General features: G+C 74.2%; 15 protein-coding genes. 4 read left to right on the top strand and 11 right to left on the bottom strand.

The annotated features are described in order from the left end of the window. Positions 1 to 8 precede the first annotated feature (8 nt). From OG715_RS04760 to map, 4 genes are all read right to left on the bottom strand, one after another. Complete coding sequence (locus OG715_RS04760) at positions 9 to 857, bottom strand: universal stress protein (protein ID WP_266277101.1); 849 nt, start codon at positions 855 to 857, stop codon at positions 9 to 11. Continuing rightward, entirely contained in the window at positions 850 to 1,776 is a 927-nt protein-coding gene (locus OG715_RS04765; protein ID WP_266277099.1) for a universal stress protein, read from the bottom strand. Before OG715_RS04765 ends, OG715_RS04760 begins: the two co-directional genes overlap by 8 nt. 144 nt (positions 1,777 to 1,920) lie before the next feature. Further along, complete coding sequence (locus OG715_RS04770; protein WP_266277097.1) at positions 1,921 to 2,433, bottom strand: SMI1/KNR4 family protein; 513 nt, start codon at positions 2,431 to 2,433, stop codon at positions 1,921 to 1,923. 208 nt (positions 2,434 to 2,641) lie between these two features. Beyond that, positions 2,642 to 3,409: a type I methionyl aminopeptidase gene (gene map / locus OG715_RS04775; RefSeq protein ID WP_266277095.1), complete on the bottom strand. Its 768-nt coding sequence runs from the start codon at positions 3,407 to 3,409 to the stop codon at positions 2,642 to 2,644. 95 nt (positions 3,410 to 3,504) lie between these two features. Here map and OG715_RS04780 point away from each other — a divergent pair, with 95 nt between their 5' ends. Then, positions 3,505 to 3,786: a helix-turn-helix domain-containing protein gene (locus tag OG715_RS04780; RefSeq protein WP_266277093.1), complete on the top strand. Its 282-nt coding sequence runs from the start codon at positions 3,505 to 3,507 to the stop codon at positions 3,784 to 3,786. Between the two features lie 69 nt (positions 3,787 to 3,855). On the opposite strand, the gene OG715_RS04785 is transcribed toward OG715_RS04780, so the two are convergent. The 4 genes from OG715_RS04785 to OG715_RS04800 form a co-directional block, all read right to left on the bottom strand. Continuing rightward, the gene (locus tag OG715_RS04785; RefSeq protein ID WP_266277091.1) at positions 3,856 to 4,626 is read right to left on the bottom strand and encodes an SDR family NAD(P)-dependent oxidoreductase; all 771 of its coding nucleotides are present in this window, start codon (positions 4,624 to 4,626) and stop codon (positions 3,856 to 3,858) included. 100 nt (positions 4,627 to 4,726) lie between these two features. Beyond that, a complete protein-coding gene (locus tag OG715_RS04790; protein WP_266277089.1) occupies positions 4,727 to 5,317 on the bottom strand; it encodes a TetR/AcrR family transcriptional regulator in 591 nt (196 codons plus the stop codon). Positions 5,318 to 5,408: 91 nt separating this feature from the next. Continuing rightward, positions 5,409 to 5,705 (bottom strand): MTH1187 family thiamine-binding protein, encoded by a 297-nt coding sequence (locus OG715_RS04795; RefSeq protein WP_030394736.1) that lies wholly within the window; start codon positions 5,703 to 5,705, stop codon positions 5,409 to 5,411. A 103-nt stretch (positions 5,706 to 5,808) separates the two neighbouring features. Then, the gene (locus OG715_RS04800; RefSeq protein ID WP_266277480.1) at positions 5,809 to 7,305 is read right to left on the bottom strand and encodes a SulP family inorganic anion transporter; all 1,497 of its coding nucleotides are present in this window, start codon (positions 7,303 to 7,305) and stop codon (positions 5,809 to 5,811) included. Positions 7,306 to 8,088: 783 nt separating this feature from the next. Between OG715_RS04800 and gcl the strand changes: the two genes are divergently transcribed. The 3 genes from gcl to OG715_RS04815 all read left to right on the top strand — a co-directional run bounded on the left by gcl (position 8,089) and on the right by OG715_RS04815 (position 11,106). Then, complete coding sequence (gcl, locus tag OG715_RS04805; RefSeq protein WP_266277087.1) at positions 8,089 to 9,870, top strand: glyoxylate carboligase; 1,782 nt, start codon at positions 8,089 to 8,091, stop codon at positions 9,868 to 9,870. A gap of 132 nt (positions 9,871 to 10,002) precedes the next feature. Beyond that, complete coding sequence (locus tag OG715_RS04810) at positions 10,003 to 10,515, top strand: pyridoxamine 5'-phosphate oxidase family protein (protein WP_266277085.1); 513 nt, start codon at positions 10,003 to 10,005, stop codon at positions 10,513 to 10,515. A gap of 99 nt (positions 10,516 to 10,614) precedes the next feature. Then, entirely contained in the window at positions 10,615 to 11,106 is a 492-nt protein-coding gene (locus tag OG715_RS04815) for a glutathione peroxidase (protein WP_266277479.1), read from the top strand. Between the two features lie 61 nt (positions 11,107 to 11,167). Here OG715_RS04815 and OG715_RS04820 read toward each other — a convergent pair whose 3' ends face one another. The 3 genes from OG715_RS04820 to OG715_RS04830 form a co-directional block, all read right to left on the bottom strand. After that, complete coding sequence (locus tag OG715_RS04820) at positions 11,168 to 12,256, bottom strand: hypothetical protein (RefSeq protein WP_266277083.1); 1,089 nt, start codon at positions 12,254 to 12,256, stop codon at positions 11,168 to 11,170. 55 nt (positions 12,257 to 12,311) lie between these two features. Then, entirely contained in the window at positions 12,312 to 14,399 is a 2,088-nt protein-coding gene (locus OG715_RS04825) for a serine/threonine protein kinase (RefSeq protein WP_266277081.1), read from the bottom strand. 234 nt (positions 14,400 to 14,633) lie between these two features. Then, positions 14,634 to 15,554 carry a LysR family transcriptional regulator gene (locus OG715_RS04830; protein WP_266277477.1) on the bottom strand — a complete coding sequence of 307 codons (921 nt, stop codon included), beginning with the start codon at positions 15,552 to 15,554 and terminating at the stop codon, positions 14,634 to 14,636. Positions 15,555 to 15,633: the final 79 nt, after the last annotated feature.

Raw genomic sequence — 15,633 nt, forward strand, 5'->3', positions numbered from 1 at the left:
CTCCGCCTCTACCCCTGCCGGACCTCCGCCGGCTGCTCCTCGTGCCGGACCACCACCACCGGGCAGTCCGCGTGCTGGATCATCGCCTGGCTGGTCGAGCCCAGCAGCATGCCCGCGAACCCGCCCCGGCCCCGGGCTCCGACCACCAGCAGCTGGGCCGCCCGGCTCGCGTCGATCAGCGCCGGCCGGGCGTGGGCCTCGATCAGTTCCGAGCGCAGCTCGACGTCCGGGTACGTGTCCCGGTGGCCAGCCAGGGCCTCGGCGAGCGCCCGCTCCTCCTGGCCCGGCAGGCTCGCGCTGGGGTGCGCCACGTGCAGTGCCGTCAACGGCACCCGGCGGGCGGAGGCCTCCGCGAAGGCGAAGCCCAGCGCCTCCGCGCCCACCCCCGAACCGTCCACCGCCACCAGGACCGGACCGTCCGGCTCCGGCCGGCCCCGGACGATCAGCACCGGGCAGGCGGCGTGCGCGGCCAGGTGCACGGCCACCGAACCGATCAGCAGCGCCCCGAACCGGCCGAGACCCCGGCTGCCGACCACGACCAGGCAGGAGTCCCGCGACCGGTGGGCCAGCACGGTCAGCGGCTCGCCGGTGACCAGCTCGGCGGCGATCTCCAGCCGGGGATCCAACGCCCGGGCCCGCGCTTTCGCGTCCTCCAGCACGTTCTCCGCCTGGTGGCGCAGCCCGCCCTCCGCCGGACCGCCCTGGGCCGGACCGAGGGGTACGTGCATCAGCGGCCAGATGAAGGCGTGCACGATCCGCAGACCTCGGCCGCGCAGCCGCGCCTCCCGGACCGCGACGTCCACGGCGGCGAGGCTCGCCTCCGAACCGTCCACCCCCACCAGCACCGGGTCACTCATCGCCCGCCTCCTGCTTCTCCTGCTTCTCGTCGGGGGTCCGCTCGTAGGGCACCACCGCGACCGGGCACGGCACGTGGTGCAGCACCGCGTGCGCGACCGAGCCCAGGTGCGCGCCCAGCTGCGAGCGCCGGACCCGCCGACCGATCACCACCAGCCCGGCACCCGCCGCCGCCCGCTCCGCGAGCACCTTGGCGGGCCGGGCGTTCAGGACCTCCTCGACCACTGTCACCCCGGGGTGCTCCGCCCGCCACGGCTGGACCACCCGCGCCAGCTCGACCTCGGCGAAGGTCTGCATCTCGCCGGACACGTCGACGCTCGCGGCGATGCCCGCGTACTGGTAGGCCACTGGCAGCGTCCAGGCGTAGACGGCCCGCAGCGGCAGGCCGCGCCGCTCGGCCACCGCGAAGGCGTGGCCGAGCACCTCGGCGGCGCCCTGGTAGGGGTCGACGCCGACCACCACCTCGCCGGCTTCCTCCTGCGCCCGCCCCTCGCGGACCAGCACCACCGGGCACTCCACCTTGGCGAGCACCCGCCGGCTCACCGACCCGACCAGGAACCCCGCCACCGCCCCGAGCCCCCGCGACCCGAGCACCAGGGTCTCCGCGCCCGCCTGGTCCCCTCTCTCCTCCCCTGCTTCCTCCACCAGCGCCTGCACTGGATCGTGCGGCACCTGCACCGCCACCACCGCGAGCTCCGGCCACCGCTCCCGCACCCGCAGCTCCGCCTCGCGCAACGTCACCTCCGCCTGCCGGTGCGCCAGATCCACCGCCCCGAGCACCGACAACGGCGTCACCACACTCGGCCACGCCAGCACCACCCTCAGCCCCGCCCCGCTCCCCACCGCCTCCTCCGCGGCCCAGTCCAACGCCGCCAGACTCTCGGGCGACCCATCCACCCCGACCACGACGAATCCGCTCACAACCGCCTCCACCCAACCGGACCCGGACGAAACCACACGCTCGCCCGCACCCCCACCCTCCCCACCCCGATCCAAGTCCACCCAGAGTCCAAGGTCCCCGCCACCGGACCGGTGGTCCCTGCTCGCATCCGAGCCGGGTTCACCTCACAGGGGGCGAACGCTCGCCCAGTCTCCCTGGGAGACCCAGAGAGGCTCTTCCGGATTGGCCGGAGCGACCTCTTCGGCGTATCGATACGTTCCGTCCACGACACCGGCGACAAAGTCGGAGAACCCGCCGTCGAAATAGTCCCATTCATTCAGGCTCCGATACCAGGCGATGATAGGCCAAGAGTCCGGATCATCGCCATCGGTCAGCCAGAAGAACTGGTCCGCATTGATGTTCGACCCCCATCCGAGAAGACCACCAGGATCCGGAAAGACCGAATAAGGCATATCATCGTCCGCTGCCAGCTCGGCAGCGATCCCATGTGTCGTCGCACGCACAAAGCCAGGAAATCCGACGTCGGGCCCCCCGTCGCGCGACCGGAGCATCGGAATCCAAACCGACAGCTCGCCGTTGATCCGAACGGATCCGTATCGATCCACGAATTCCCGGTAGTCGGACGGGAAAACGATCCCGACTTCGGCCGAGGAGTTGTTCCACGGCACCTCGGCCACACCCTCGACCGGACTGCCGAACAGACTCCGCAGGCGACCACTCGACACAAGAAGCTCCCGACCCATAAAATTCGCCGACAATGGCCCCGGAGGAGGACCTGCGGAGAATCACTCATCCCACCCTCGAACGTCCCCGCCGAGCGGATCGGCGCATTCCCCAAGAATCAGTCGATCGACATTCATACCACTCGACCGCCCGGGGAACGGATCAGGGGAGGGTGAGGATGCGGGGGCCGGTGGGGGTGATGGCGACGGTGTGTTCGACGTGGGCGGCGCGGGTGCCGTCGGTGGTGCGGAGGGTCCAGCCGTCGGGGTCGGTGGTGTGGGTGTCGGTGCCGCCGGCGATGAGCATCGGTTCGATGGCGAGGACCAGGCCCGGCTTCAGGGGGAAGCCGCGGCCGGGGCGGCCCTCGTTGGGGAGGTGCGGGTCCTCGTGCATGCGGCGGCCGATGCCGTGGCCGCCGTAGCCCTCCAGCAGGCCGTAGCGCGCGCCGCGGGCGACGGTGCCGATGGCGTGGGCGATGTCGCCGGTGCGGTTGCCGACGACGGCGGCGGCGATGCCGGCCGCCAGGGCGCGGCGGGCGGTGTCGATCAGCCGCTGGTCCTCGGGGCGGGGCGGGCCGACGGTGAAGCTGACGGCGGCGTCGCCCGCCCAGCCGTCCAGGAGGGCGCCGCAGTCGATGCTCACGAGGTCACCGTCGCGCAGCCGGTAGCCGGTGGGGATCCCGTGCACGACGGCGTCGTTGACGGAGGCGCAGATGACGGCCGGGAAGGGCACCGGGGCGAAGGACGGCCGGTAGCCGAGGAAGGGGGAGGTCGCCCCCGCCTTCCGCAGCACCTCCCGGGCCACCTCGTCGAGTTCCCGCAGGCTCACGCCGACCCCGGCGGCCCGCTCGACCTCCGCCAGCGCGGTGCCGACCACCCGCCCCGACTCCCGCATCGCGGCCAGCGCCGCCTCCGACTTGAACTCCACCATGGGACCCTCCGGGCATAGCTCCAATTCTTATACCGGTATTTGTATCACGGTCGCGTGGGTCGGACGGGCCGGGCGGGTGCCCTACCATCGGGGGCATGGTGAGGACTCCGCTGACCCCCGGGGAACGCGAGCGCGGCGAGCGCTTCGGTGTACTGCTGCGCGAGGCGCGCGGCGGGCGCAGCATGGTCGAGGTGGCGGCGGCGGCCGGGGTGTCGGCCGAGACGCTGCGCAAGATCGAGACCGGGCGGGCGCCGACACCCTCCTTCTTCACCGTCGTGGCGCTGGCGTACGCGCTGGGGCTGTCGCTGGACGAGCTGGCCGCCGCGGCCGTGCTGCCGGACGCGGGCGAGGGCGGGGCCGAGGCACTGTCGGCCTGACGCGGCCGGCGGTCCGGGGCCGAGTGGGGGTCCGGCCCCGGACCTGCGCGCCCCGGTCGGGCGCCCCGGTCAGGCGGTGATTCCGCCGTCGAGGACGAGGTCGGCGCCGACGGTGAACGCCGACTCCTCGGAGGCGAGGTGCAGGACGGCGGCCGCGACCTCCTCGACGGCGCCGGCCCGGCCGACCGGGACGTCGCCCTTCATCCGGTCCGCCTTGTCGGAGGCGTTCTCGCCGGGGCGGGAGGACATGGTGGTGTCGACCGGACCCGGGCTGACCATGTTGATCCGCACGCCGTCGGCGATGTGGTCGCGGGCGGCGCTGCGGGTCAGGGTGGCCACGGCGGCCTTGGAGACGGCGTAGGCGCCGAGGTTCGGCAGGCGGACGTGGGTGCCCAGGTTCGAGGCGATGTTGACGATCGCCCCGCCGCCGTTGGCGCGCTGGTGGGCGATCTGGTGCTTCATCGCGTACCAGGTGCCGTTGAGGTTGATGTCGATGACGCGCCGCCACTCCTCCTCCTCGACGTCGGCGATCGGGGCTATGCCGCCGAGCACACCGGCGTTGTTGACGGCGACGTCCAGGGCGCCCAGGTGCTCCACGGTCTCCCGGACCAGGCGGGCGGCGTCTGCGGACTCGGAGACCGAGCCGACCAGGGCCACCGCGGTGCCGCCCTCCTGCTCGATCAGCGCGACCGTCTCGGCCAGCGCACTCGCGGTGCGGCCGGCGACGGCGACGCGGGCGCCCTCCCGGGCGAAGGCGAGGGCCACGGCTCGGCCGATGCCGCTGCCGCCACCGGTGACCAGGACGGACTTGCCGGTGAAGCGGGTGGTGCTGCGGGACATGGAGTACTCCTCGGTCAAGGTCTGGATACGCCGGTCTTAATTGACCGTTCGGTTCAGAATGAGGGCAAAAAAGGGGACAGTGGAGCGGGCAGGACACGGGTCAGTCGAGCAGGGTGAGGGCCTGGTCGGCGGCGTCGCGCAGGCGGGCCGAGCCCTCGCCGGCCTTGCCGATCACCCGCATGCCCTGGAACAGCACCAGCAGCATCCGGGCCAGCGCCTGCGGATCGCGCCCCTCGGGCAGCTCGCCCTGCGCCCGGGCGCGGACCAGGGCCGTGGCGAGCACCGTCTCCAGGTGGAGCAGGTTGGACTCCACCCGGCGGGCGGCGCCCTGGTCGTGCGGGGCCAGCTCGACCGCCGTATTGGTGACGAAACAGCCCCGGTGCGGTCCGCCCTCGCCGTCCGCGGCGGACTCGGCGGCGAACCGGCGGACCAGCGCCCGCACGGCCGGAAGCACCGGGCCCGGCTGCGACAGCTCGGCCATCAGTACCGGCTGCTGTTGCTGCCCGTACCGCTCCAGGGCCCGCAGGTAGAGCTCCCGCTTGCTGCCGAAGGTGGCGTAGATGCTGGCCCGGGCGATCCCGAGGTGCTCGACCAGCTCGGCCATCGAGGTGGCCTCGTAGCCGCGCCGCCAGAACAGCTCCAGGGCCGACTGGAGCACCGCGTCGGGGTCGAATTCCTTGGTCCGTGCCATAACTGAAAGGTAGTCGATTCCAGATCGATCGGTCAAGAATTGGGGGGAGATGGCCGGCCCGCCCCGTGGAGGGGCGGGCCGGCGACGGGCCTCAGCCCTCGGCGAGGTGGCGCTCCACCGTGGCGACCTTGCTGGTCAGCCCGTCGGTCACGCCGGCGCGGTCGTCGATCTTGATGACGGTGCTGACCCGGTTGCTGTAGGCCTTCACCGCCTCGATCGCCTCCCGGATCACCGGCATCACCTCGTCCCACTCCCCCTCGATGCTGGTGAACATCGCGTCCGTGCGGTTCGGCAGCCCGCTCGCGCGGACCACCCGGACGGCGGCGGCCACCGCCTCCCCCACGTCCTCGCCGACCCCCAGCGGGGTGACCGAAAAGGCAGCGATCACGGCTCCGTCTCCTCCCTCGACTCCGCGGTGCCGAGCCCCGGGTCGGGTCCCGGCCACCGGGGCGACCAGCCTAACGAGCCGCTCGGGCCACGGAACGGGCCGCTCAGACCACGGTCGGCAGCGGCGGGTCGACCGCCAGCGGGGCGGTACTGCGGGCGCGGTGCTGGGCGGCCCAGGTGGTGAGTGCCACGGTGCAGGCGTGGTCCAGGTGGCGCAGCCCGGACCAGTCGAGCTCGACCGGGCGGTCCGCGGGGAGGCGTTCGAGGGTGTCGAGCAGCCGGGGCAGCCGCAGGAAGGTGGCGTTGCCGCTCAGCCGGACCCGCAGCGGGGCTTCCGCCGTACCGGGCGCGGCGGGCCGGTCCTCGACGCCGATCTGCAGGTGGGAGGTCTGCCAGGCCGACTTTGCCACGGCCAGGCCGATGCCGATCAGCACGCCCTCGAACAGGTCGGTGGTGATGATCGAGACGGCGGTGACGGCCAGCACCACCGCCTCCCCCCGGTGCTCGCGGCAGAGCGCGGCGATCCGCCGGACCGGAACGAGTTTGGCGCCCGCGTGCACCAGGACGGCGGCCAGCGCGGTCAGCGGGACCAGGCCGAGCACACCCGGCAGCAGGGCCGTGAAGAGCAGCAGCCAGCCGCCGTGCAGGACCCGCGAGGCCTTGGTGCGGGCGCCGGACTGGACGTTGGTCGCGCTGCGGACGATCACCGCCGTCATCGGGAGCGCGCCGAGCAGGCCGCAGAGGGTGTTGCCGATGCCCTGGGCGGTGAGTTCACGGTCGTAGTCGGTGCGCGGGCCGTGGTGCATCCGGTCGACGGCGGCCGCGCTGAACAGCGTCTCGGCGGAGGCGATCAGGGTGAAGGCGAGCACGGTGCCGGCCCCGGCCGTGGTGGCCAGGGCGCCGAGCGCGGCGTGGTCGGGCAACTGGAGGACGTCGAGCAGCCCGGCCACCTCGACCCGGGCCACCGGCAGGTCGAACAGGGCGGTGACGGCGGCGGCCAGGCCGACCGCGGCCAGCGGGCCCGGCACCGCCCGGGCGAGCCGGGGCGGCAGGTACTTCCAGGCGACCAGCACCAGCAGGGTGGCGGCCCCGAGCGCCAGGGCCCCCCGGTCGGCGGCGCCGGTGACGACGTCGCGCAGCAGCGCGGGCAGGCCGGCGATCTTCTCCGGTCCGGTGCCGGGGGCCCGGCGGTCGGCGAGCGCGTAGAGCTGGCCGAACACCAGGGTGAGGCCGATGCCGGCCAGCATGCCGTGCACCACGGAGGCCGACATGGCGCGGAACCAGCGGCCCAACCGCAGCGCACCCATGGCGAGTTGGAGCAGTCCGGTGAGCAGCACCAGAACGCCGAGGGCACCCGCGCCGTACTCCTGGACGGCTTCGTACACGAGCACGGTCAGACCGGCGGCCGGTCCGCTGACCTGGAGGCTGCTGCCGGGCAGCGCGCCGACCAGCAGGCCGCCGACGATGCCGGTGACCAGGCCGAGTTCGGCGGGCACCCCCGAGGCGACGGCGACGCCGACGCAGAGCGGGAGGGCGACCAGGAAGACGACCAGGGAGGCGGGGAGGTCGTACCGCCAGGGCACGGCGCGCAGCGCGGCCACCGGGCCGCGCCGGGGACGGGAGTGGGGGCGCGGGGCGGCGGGCGGGTTCTTCCGCCGTCGAGGCAGACCGTTCACCGGCCCACCGCCCGGGAGGCGGCGGGGACGGCAGGGAGGGCGAGGACGGCGGGGAGGGCAGGGAGGGCGGGGAGGGCAGGGAGCACGGGATTGGCGGCGGCGGGACAGGTGGGCAGGGCACATCGTCGAGGCATGAGGAGCTTCCTTCCGCGCACCCGGCGGGGCGGCGCGTCGCGGGCGACGCATCGGCTGCGGGTGCGTTGCTGCGGTGTGCTGCTGGTGGCGGCGATGGCACGGCAGTGCGGCGGTACGGCGGTGCGGCGATGGCACGGTGCTGTGGCGACGGCGGGGCCCAGTGGCGGACCTGCCGGCGGGGCGGTACGGCCGACGGGGGCGGTACAGCCGGTGGCGGCCAGGACGCGCGGCCCCTTGTTGAACATGGCAACCATCACGGGCCCGGCGTGGGACCGACGGTACCCAGCACCTCGGATCCGGCCAACCTCGCGCACCATTCCTCCACATCAACAGCACGTCGCCGACACATTCGGGCCGGAATCCGGGCCCCGGGCAGGTACGCGCGTTCGCCGGTCGAGCAACTGACCGGCCGACTCTCCCCTCCCCCGCGCTCCACATTCTGTTGAAAGCCCCCTTGACGTCCCGACGACCCCCGTCCTACTTTTATTCCACATACAGAAACCGTTCTTCCGTATGGTGGAATTCTGGAGATGAGCCCTCCGACCCACTGCGGGCCGACGCAGGAGAGACCCGATGCCCCGAATGACAGCCGCCCGCGCGGCCGTGGAGATCCTCAAGCTCGAAGGCGTCGACGTCGCGTTCGGCGTGCCGGGCGCGGCCATCAACCCCTTCTACGCCGCCCTCAAGGCCTCCGGCGGCATCCGCCACACGCTGGCCCGCCACGTCGAGGGCGCCTCGCACATGGCCGAGGGCTACACCCGCGCCGCCGCGGGCAACATCGGCGTCTGCATCGGCACCTCGGGACCGGCCGGCACCGACATGATCACCGGTCTCTACTCGGCCATCGCCGACTCGATCCCGATCCTGTGCATCACCGGCCAGGCCCCGGTCGCCCGCCTCCACAAGGAGGACTTCCAGGCCGTCGACATCGCCTCGATCGCCAAGCCGGTCACCAAGGCCGCCACCACCGTGCTGGAGGCCGCGCAGGTCCCCGGCGTGTTCCAGCAGGCCTTCCACCTGATGCGCTCGGGCCGGCCCGGCCCGGTGCTGATCGACCTGCCGATCGACGTCCAGCTCACCGAGATCGACTTCGATCCGGAGGCCTACCAGCCGCTCCCGGTCTACAGGCCGACCGCCAACCGGATCCAGATCGAGAAGGCGATCGCACTGCTCCAGCGCTCCGAGCGGCCGCTGATCGTGGCCGGCGGCGGCGTGATCAACGCCGACGCCGCCGGGCTGCTGCTGGAGTTCGCCGAGCTGACCGGCGTCCCGGTGGTGCCGACCCTGATGGGCTGGGGCATCGTCCCGGACGACCACCCGCTGAACGCCGGCATGGTCGGCCTGCAGACCTCGCACCGGTACGGCAACGAGAACTTCCTCGCCTCCGACTTCGTGCTCGGCATCGGCAACCGCTGGGCCAACCGCCACACCGGCGGCCTGGACGTCTACACCGAGGGCCGGACCTTCGTCCACGTCGACATCGAGCCCACCCAGATCGGCAGGATCTTCGCCCCCGCGCTCGGCATCGCCTCCGACGCCCGCGCCGCGCTGGAGCTCTTCGTCGAGGTCGCCCGGGAGCTCAAGGCAGCCGGGACCCTCGTGGACCGCGCCGAGTGGGCCGCGTCCACCCAGGAGCGCCGGGCGCGGCTCCAGCGCCGCACCCACTTCGACAACGTGCCGCTCAAGCCGCAGCGCGTCTACGAGGAGATGAACAGGGCCTTCGGCCCGGAGACCCGCTACGTCACCACCATCGGCCTCTCCCAGATCGCCGGCGCGCAGCTGCTGCACGTCTACAAGCCCCGGCACTGGATCAACTGCGGCCAGGCCGGACCGCTCGGCTGGACCATCCCGGCCGCGCTCGGCGTCGCGACCGCCGACCCCGAGGGCCAGGTCGTGGCGCTCTCCGGCGACTACGACTTCCAGTTCATGGTCGAGGAGCTGGCGGTCGGGGCGCAGCACCGGATCCCGTACGTCCACGTGCTGGTCAACAACTCCTACCTGGGGCTGATCCGGCAGGCGCAGCGGAACTTCGACATCGACTTCCAGGTCAAGCTGGAGTTCGAGAACATCAACGCGCCGGAGCTGGGCGTCTACGGCGTGGACCACGTCCGGGTCGCCGAGGGCCTGGGCTGCAAGGCGATCCGCGTCACCGAGCCGGAGGGGCTGCTGCCCGCCTTCGAGGAGGCCAAGAAGCTGGCCGCCGAGTTCCGGGTGCCGGTCGTGGTCGAGGCGATCCTGGAGCGGGTCACCAACATCTCGATGGGCGCTGCCGACATCGACAAGGTGATGGAGTGGGAGGAGGTCGCCACCCTCCCCGAGCACGCCCCGACGGCGATCCGCCCGCTGTCGGTCTGACCCTCCCGGCAGCCCGAAGGGGTCGAACACCGGGCGCCCGCCCGGTGTTCGACCGCTGGGTCGTGCGGGTACGTACGGGGCAACGCCCGGGCGCGAATCCGCGCGCGGACCGGCTGCCCCGGGGAGTCCACCGTGTCCTTCTCGATGACCCGCGCCGCGTGCGAGCGCTTCCTGGCCGACGTGCACGTCGGCGTCCTGTCCGGCGCCGGCCCGGAGCCCTTCGAGGACCCGCTCTCGGTGCCGATCTGGTACTCCTACCGACCCGGCGGCCTGGTCACCGTGCTGACCGGGCGGGAGTCGGCCAAGGCCCACCGGATCCGGGCGGCCCGGCGGTTCACGCTCTGCGCGCAGCAGGAGGAGACGCCCTGCCGGTACGTGAGCGTGAGCGGTCCGGTGGTGGCGATCGAGGACGGCACAGACCCGGCCGAACGCGCCGCGCTGGCCCACCGCTACCTGCCGCCCGCCGGTGCCGAGGCGTACCTGGTGGCCACCGCCGAGCAGCTGACGGCCGACGTCACCGTGCGGATGCGCCCGGAGCGGTGGCTGAGCGCGGACTTCTCCGCCGTCACCGCGCACATCGCCGCCCTGGAGCGGCAGCAGGCCGGGCTCCCCCCGTCGGAACACCCGCCGCCCGGTCGTGGTTGAGCAGGTGGGACACGCCGGGCGGGATACCGTACCGGCGCGGGCCCGCCCGCCACCGCACCACCGATGACCACCATCTCCCGCCGAATGGGGAACACCACCGTGAGCCTGTACGACATCCCGCTGCGCACGCTGACCGGCGAGGCCGCCTCGCTGGGCGACTACAAGGGCAAGGCGCTGCTGATCGTCAACGTCGCCTCCAAGTGCGGCCTGACCCCGCAGTACGCGGGCCTGGAGCGGCTCCAGGAGCGCTACGCCGGGCGCGGCTTCACCGTGCTGGGCTTCCCGTCCAACCAGTTCGCCGGGCAGGAGCCGGGCAGCGCCGACGAGATCCAGACCTTCTGCTCGACCACCTACGGCGTGACCTTCCCGCTGTTCGAGAAGACCGATGTGAACGGCGACGACCGGCACCCGCTGTACGCGCGGCTGACCGAGACCGCCGACGCCGAGGGCCAGGCCGGGGACGTCTCCTGGAACTTCGAGAAGTTCCTGGTGTCGCCGGACGGCACCGTGGTCGCCCGGATCCGGCCGCGCACCGAGCCGGAGTCGGACGAGGTCGTCGCCGCGATCGAGGCCGTGCTGCCGACCGCCTGACGCACACCGTCCGCACGAAGGGCCCGGGGTCTCCCCCGGGCCCTTCGGCGTGTCCGGGGGGTCAGGCGCAGTGGTAGGGGAACGAGACCTCGGCGGTGCGGGAGCCGGGCGCGAGGATCTCCAGGGTCGCGGTGGCCGCGAGCGAGCCCCGGCCCTCGAAGCTCCAGCGCAGCACCAGCTCGGTGCGGTGGGTGCCGGAGCCGATGTCCTGGCCGATCTCGGCCGAGGTGGTGCCGTCGCTGCGGAGCCAGCGGTAGCGGAGGGTGCCGGCGCCGCCGTTGGTCTCCACCTCGGCCTTGATCACCGCCACCGAGTCGCAGCCGGGGCCCGCCGGGTCGGTGGTGACACCGACGCCGGTGACGGCGAGGGCGGGCGTGGAGAAGCGCCAGAACAGCAGCGCCAGGACGGCCAGCAGCAGCACCAGCGGGAACAGCCAACGCCGGGCCCGGCGACGGCGCGGCGGCTCGGCGCCCGGTACGGCCGCGCCGTGCCAGACGGCGGCGGCCAGCGGCGGGACACCGGGGCCGAAGCGGCGCAACTCACCGGGGGCGAGCGGTCGTCCGTCCTCGCTGTCGGCGACGGCGGACGCCGCCGAAACGGCGGAGGAGGAGGCGGACGTGGCCGGTGCGGGCGGCGGGCCGGGCGGGGGCGTGGCGCCGGGCGGGACGGAGGCCGAGACGGAGGCGGAGGCGGGAGCAGTCACGGTGAGCGCGGTGTCGGGCACCGTCGGGGCGAGGTCGGCCGGCGGCGGGCCCGGCGCGGCCACCTGCGAGGGCGGACCCGCCACCGGAGCGGTGACCGTGAGGGCGGGGTCGGCTACGGCCGGGGCGGCGGTGCCGTGCGCCGGGGTGTCCAGCAGCGTGAGCGCCTCCACCGTCTCCCCGGCGCCGCCCCAGACCCCGGGGTCGAGGAAGGTCGCGCTCACCGCCTCGTCCGGGTCGATCCGCAGGGTGGCCTCGGCGTCCGGCCCGTCGACAGCCGGCCCTTCGACAACCGGCCCTTGGGCGGCCGGTCCTGCCCCGAGCCGGACGGTCTCCGTACCGCCCTCCCCGGCCGGGTCGAGGCCGACGGTCCGGTCGGCGTCACCGTCCGCAGCCGCGACCGGCGCCGGGGCCGGGGCCGGGTCGGAGTCGGGTCGGGGCGTGGACATGGCTCCTCCAGAGAGCGGGGTGGGGACAGGATGTGCCGGGGGCGGATCGGGCGGGTCAGCGCGGCGGGTCGCAGAGGAAGGCCGACACCGTGTCCGAGGTCTTCCCCGGCCTCGCCGCCGCCGGGGCGGTACCGATCCGCACGCCCCAGGTCGGGTAGGTGTCCGCCGAGGTGAAGTCGTGCGTCCGGCTCACCGTGGCGCGGCCGTCGTGGACCGCCACCGTGTCGGTCGCGACGTCCACGGTGCGTTCGCCCAGGGTGTGGAACCAGGTCAGCGTCAGCGACCCGGTGGCCGCCCCCTGGGCCACCACGGTGACCGTCGCGGTGGTGCTCCAGCGCCCGGCGCAGGCCAGCGCGTCCAGGTTCACCGAGGTCACCGCGATGGTCGGGGCGACCGTCCGGGTCGGCAGGACCGTGGGCGTCGGGGTCGGCGCCGTGCCGGCGGGACCGGCGGGCGTCGCCGAGGACGGGGCGACGACGGGGCCGGTGGACGAACCCGTCGCCGGCGGGGCGGAGGACGGCGGGACGCTCCCGGGCGCGGCCGGGCCGGAGGACGGCACGGCGGAACCCGGCGGCAGCGGCGGTCGGACGGTGCCGGGGGTACCGGAGCCGGGCGGTGTCCCCGGGGACGTCCGGCCGGTCGGTGCGGCGGTGGGGCCGGTGCTGCGGCCGCCCGGGCCGGTGGAGGACGCGCCGGGGGACGGCGGGCCCGAGGTGGGTGCGCCGGAGGAGGCGTCCGGCGTGGGGGTCGCCGAGGGGTCGGACGGCCCGGGGTCCGGGGTGTCCTGGCCCTCGGTCGCGGTGGGCGACCCGAGGGGCGACGCGGCACCCGCCGGGCCGAACGGGCCGAGGCTGGTGGTCGCCTCGGGCACGGCGCCCCCGACGACCGTGCGGGAATCGCCGTCCACGGCTCCGGCGACGGCCATCCCGGCCAGGGTGGCGAGGGTCAGCGCACCGGCGGCGATGCCGGTGAGGGCCTTGCCGCGGGTGCCGGTGCGCGCCGCCCGGCGGATCAGCGCCTCCCGGACGACGGCGGCCGGCGCCGCCCCGGTCCCGGCCGAGGACTGCGCGGCCGAGGACTGCGAGGCTGCGGACTGCGAGGCTGCGGACTGTACCGCCGAGGACCCTCCGGTCGAGGAGTCCAGGGCCGCCGACCCGCCGCCGCCCAGGGCGGTGTGCGCCAGCGAGGTGCCGCCCGCCGCCGCGCCCGCGCCGGGCAGCAGCAGCGCGAGCAGGGCGACCAGGGCCGTCAGGTCGAGCCGCCCCTTCTCCTCCCACCCCGGTCCGTACCCGGCCGCAGCGACCGCCTCCAGTTCCGCCAGCAGCGCGGTCGCGCTGTCCGGGCGGGCCCCGGGGTCCTTGGCGAGACCGGAGAGGATCAGCGGGCGGACCGGGTCCGGCGTCAGTTCGGCCGGGATCGGGGCCTCGGTGTGCTGGACCGCGAGTTCGGCGAAGGTCGTGCCGCCGTAGGGGCGGGCGCCGGTGAGGCACTCGAAGAAGGTGACGGTCGCGGCGTAGACGTCGCCCGCCGGGGAGGCGGGGCGACCGGCCCACTGCTCGGGCGGCATGTAGGCGGGGGTGCCGGAGACGTCGCGCTCGTCGCCGCTCGGCACCGCGATCCCGAAGTCCACCAGCTTGGACGTCCCGGCGGTGTCCACCAGCACGTTGGCGGGCTTGTAGTCGCGGTGCACCACCCCGGCGCCGTGCGCGGCGGCCAGGCCGAGCAGCGAGCCCTTCAGCACCACCAGCGCCGCTTCGGGGGTGGTGGCCCCCTCCGCGCGGAGCAGCTCGCGCAGGGCGATGCCGTCCACCAGCTCCATCACGATCGCCGCGCCGCGCTCGCCCTCGACGTACTCGTAGAGCCGGGTGACGTGCGGGGATTCGAGTCCGGCCAGGACCTCGGCCTCGGCCCGGAGCGCGGCGGTGCCGGCCGTGCTGTGCAGGTACTTGACCGCCACGGGGGTGCCGGTCGCCCGGTGCCGGGCGAGCACCACCCGGCCGCTGGCGCCGGCGCCGAGCTCGCGCTCGTGGACGTATTCCGGGAGTTCCCAGGGCCGCGCGTCCGCGGGCTCCGGAGTGCTGCCCGCAGCGGGGGCGGTGCCGCCCCCGGCCGGTCTGTGCTCCTGCTGCTTCCGGTCGTCCATCGCTTCGTGCTCTCCCCGTTCACGGCCCGCTCGGCTCTGCGGCGACGCACCTTACGGCAACGCCGACGCTGCCTGGGACGCGGCCGGTGAACAGCGGGTTCCGGGCCGGCGGCGCCTGCGGATCACGATTCGGGTGCTTCGCACACCGAGCCAATCGCGCCCCTGTACGAACCGGCGTGCGGGGGCGTACGCGGGCGCGCACGAGGGGCGTGCTCAGAGCTCAGAGCTCAGAGCTCAGAGCAGCAGCCTGGTGCCCGGGGGCAGGCCGCCGGTGCGGGCCGCGTCGCGCAGGTGCGCCAGCAGGGTCGCCCGCAGCGCCTCCGCCGCCCGGGTCGGCGGCACCTCGTGGCCGTGGGCGACGGCGATGGTGCGGCCGAGGCCGGGACCGGCGAAGTGGGCGACGGCGAGACCCGAGCGGTCGGCGACCATCCCTGGCAGCACGGCCGGCCCGAGCCCGGCCCGGACGAAGCCCAGTACCGCGTCCATCTCCCCGCCCTCCACCGCGAACTCCGGCTCGAAGCCCGCCGCCCGGCAGGCCGCGAGCGTCGCCTCCCGCAGGTCGTAGCCCTCCCGGAACATCACCAGCGGCCGCTTGCCGAGCTCCGCCACCCGCACCTTGCGCCGGGCCCCCGGCTCGGCGGACACCAGGACCAGTTCCTCGTGCAGCAGCTCGGTGACGGCCAGCGCCGGGACGGCCTCGCCGCTGGGCGGGGTGATGATCAGCGCGAGGTCCAGCTCGCCCGCCGCCAGCGAGCGCACGAGGTCCCGCGAGCCGCCCTCCCGCACCACCAGCGCCACCCCCGGGTAGCGGTCGCGGAACACCCGCAGGACGTCCGGCACCAGGCTGGTGCACAGGCTCGGCGGCGCCCCCAGCCGCACCCGGCCGCGGCGCAGCTGGACCGTCTCCTGCACCGCGAGCCGGGCGCTCTCGGTGTCGGCGAGGATGCGCCGGGCGAGCGACAGCAGGGCGTCCCCGGCGTCGGTGAGGGCGATATTGCCCCGGGTCCGGTGGAACAGCTCGGCACCCAACTCCCGCTCCAGGGCGCGGATCTGTTGCGAGAGTGACGGTTGGGCGACGTGTTCCGCCTCGGCCGCGCGGGTGAAGTGGCGGGTTTCAGCGACGGCGAGGAAATATCGGAGCTGCTGGAGTTGCACAGCTCCCAGCATAGGCAGAGCCTATTGTCACGAGCCGCGTCATGTCTTGGACGCACCGTGCCCGCCTCCCTACCGTTAA

Source organism: Kitasatospora purpeofusca (assembly GCF_036010405.1).
Lineage (GTDB): Bacteria > Actinomycetota > Actinomycetes > Streptomycetales > Streptomycetaceae > Kitasatospora > Kitasatospora purpeofusca.

What these genes read in the sequence shown, in the direction of transcription:
- OG715_RS04760 (WP_266277101.1), bottom strand. Translation starts at nt 857, where the DNA reads ATGAGTGACCCGGTGCTGGTGGGGGTGGACGGTTCGGAGGCGAGCCTC.
- map (WP_266277095.1), bottom strand. Translation starts at nt 3,409, where the DNA reads ATGGTGGAGTTCAAGTCGGAGGCGGCGCTGGCCGCGATGCGGGAGTCG.
- OG715_RS04780 (WP_266277093.1), top strand. Translation starts at nt 3,505, where the DNA reads ATGGTGAGGACTCCGCTGACCCCCGGGGAACGCGAGCGCGGCGAGCGC.
- OG715_RS04785 (WP_266277091.1), bottom strand. Translation starts at nt 4,626, where the DNA reads ATGTCCCGCAGCACCACCCGCTTCACCGGCAAGTCCGTCCTGGTCACC.
- OG715_RS04790 (WP_266277089.1), bottom strand. Translation starts at nt 5,317, where the DNA reads ATGGCACGGACCAAGGAATTCGACCCCGACGCGGTGCTCCAGTCGGCC.
- gcl (WP_266277087.1), top strand. Translation starts at nt 8,089, where the DNA reads ATGCCCCGAATGACAGCCGCCCGCGCGGCCGTGGAGATCCTCAAGCTC.
- OG715_RS04820 (WP_266277083.1), bottom strand. Translation starts at nt 12,256, where the DNA reads ATGTCCACGCCCCGACCCGACTCCGACCCGGCCCCGGCCCCGGCGCCG.
- OG715_RS04825 (WP_266277081.1), bottom strand. Translation starts at nt 14,399, where the DNA reads ATGGACGACCGGAAGCAGCAGGAGCACAGACCGGCCGGGGGCGGCACC.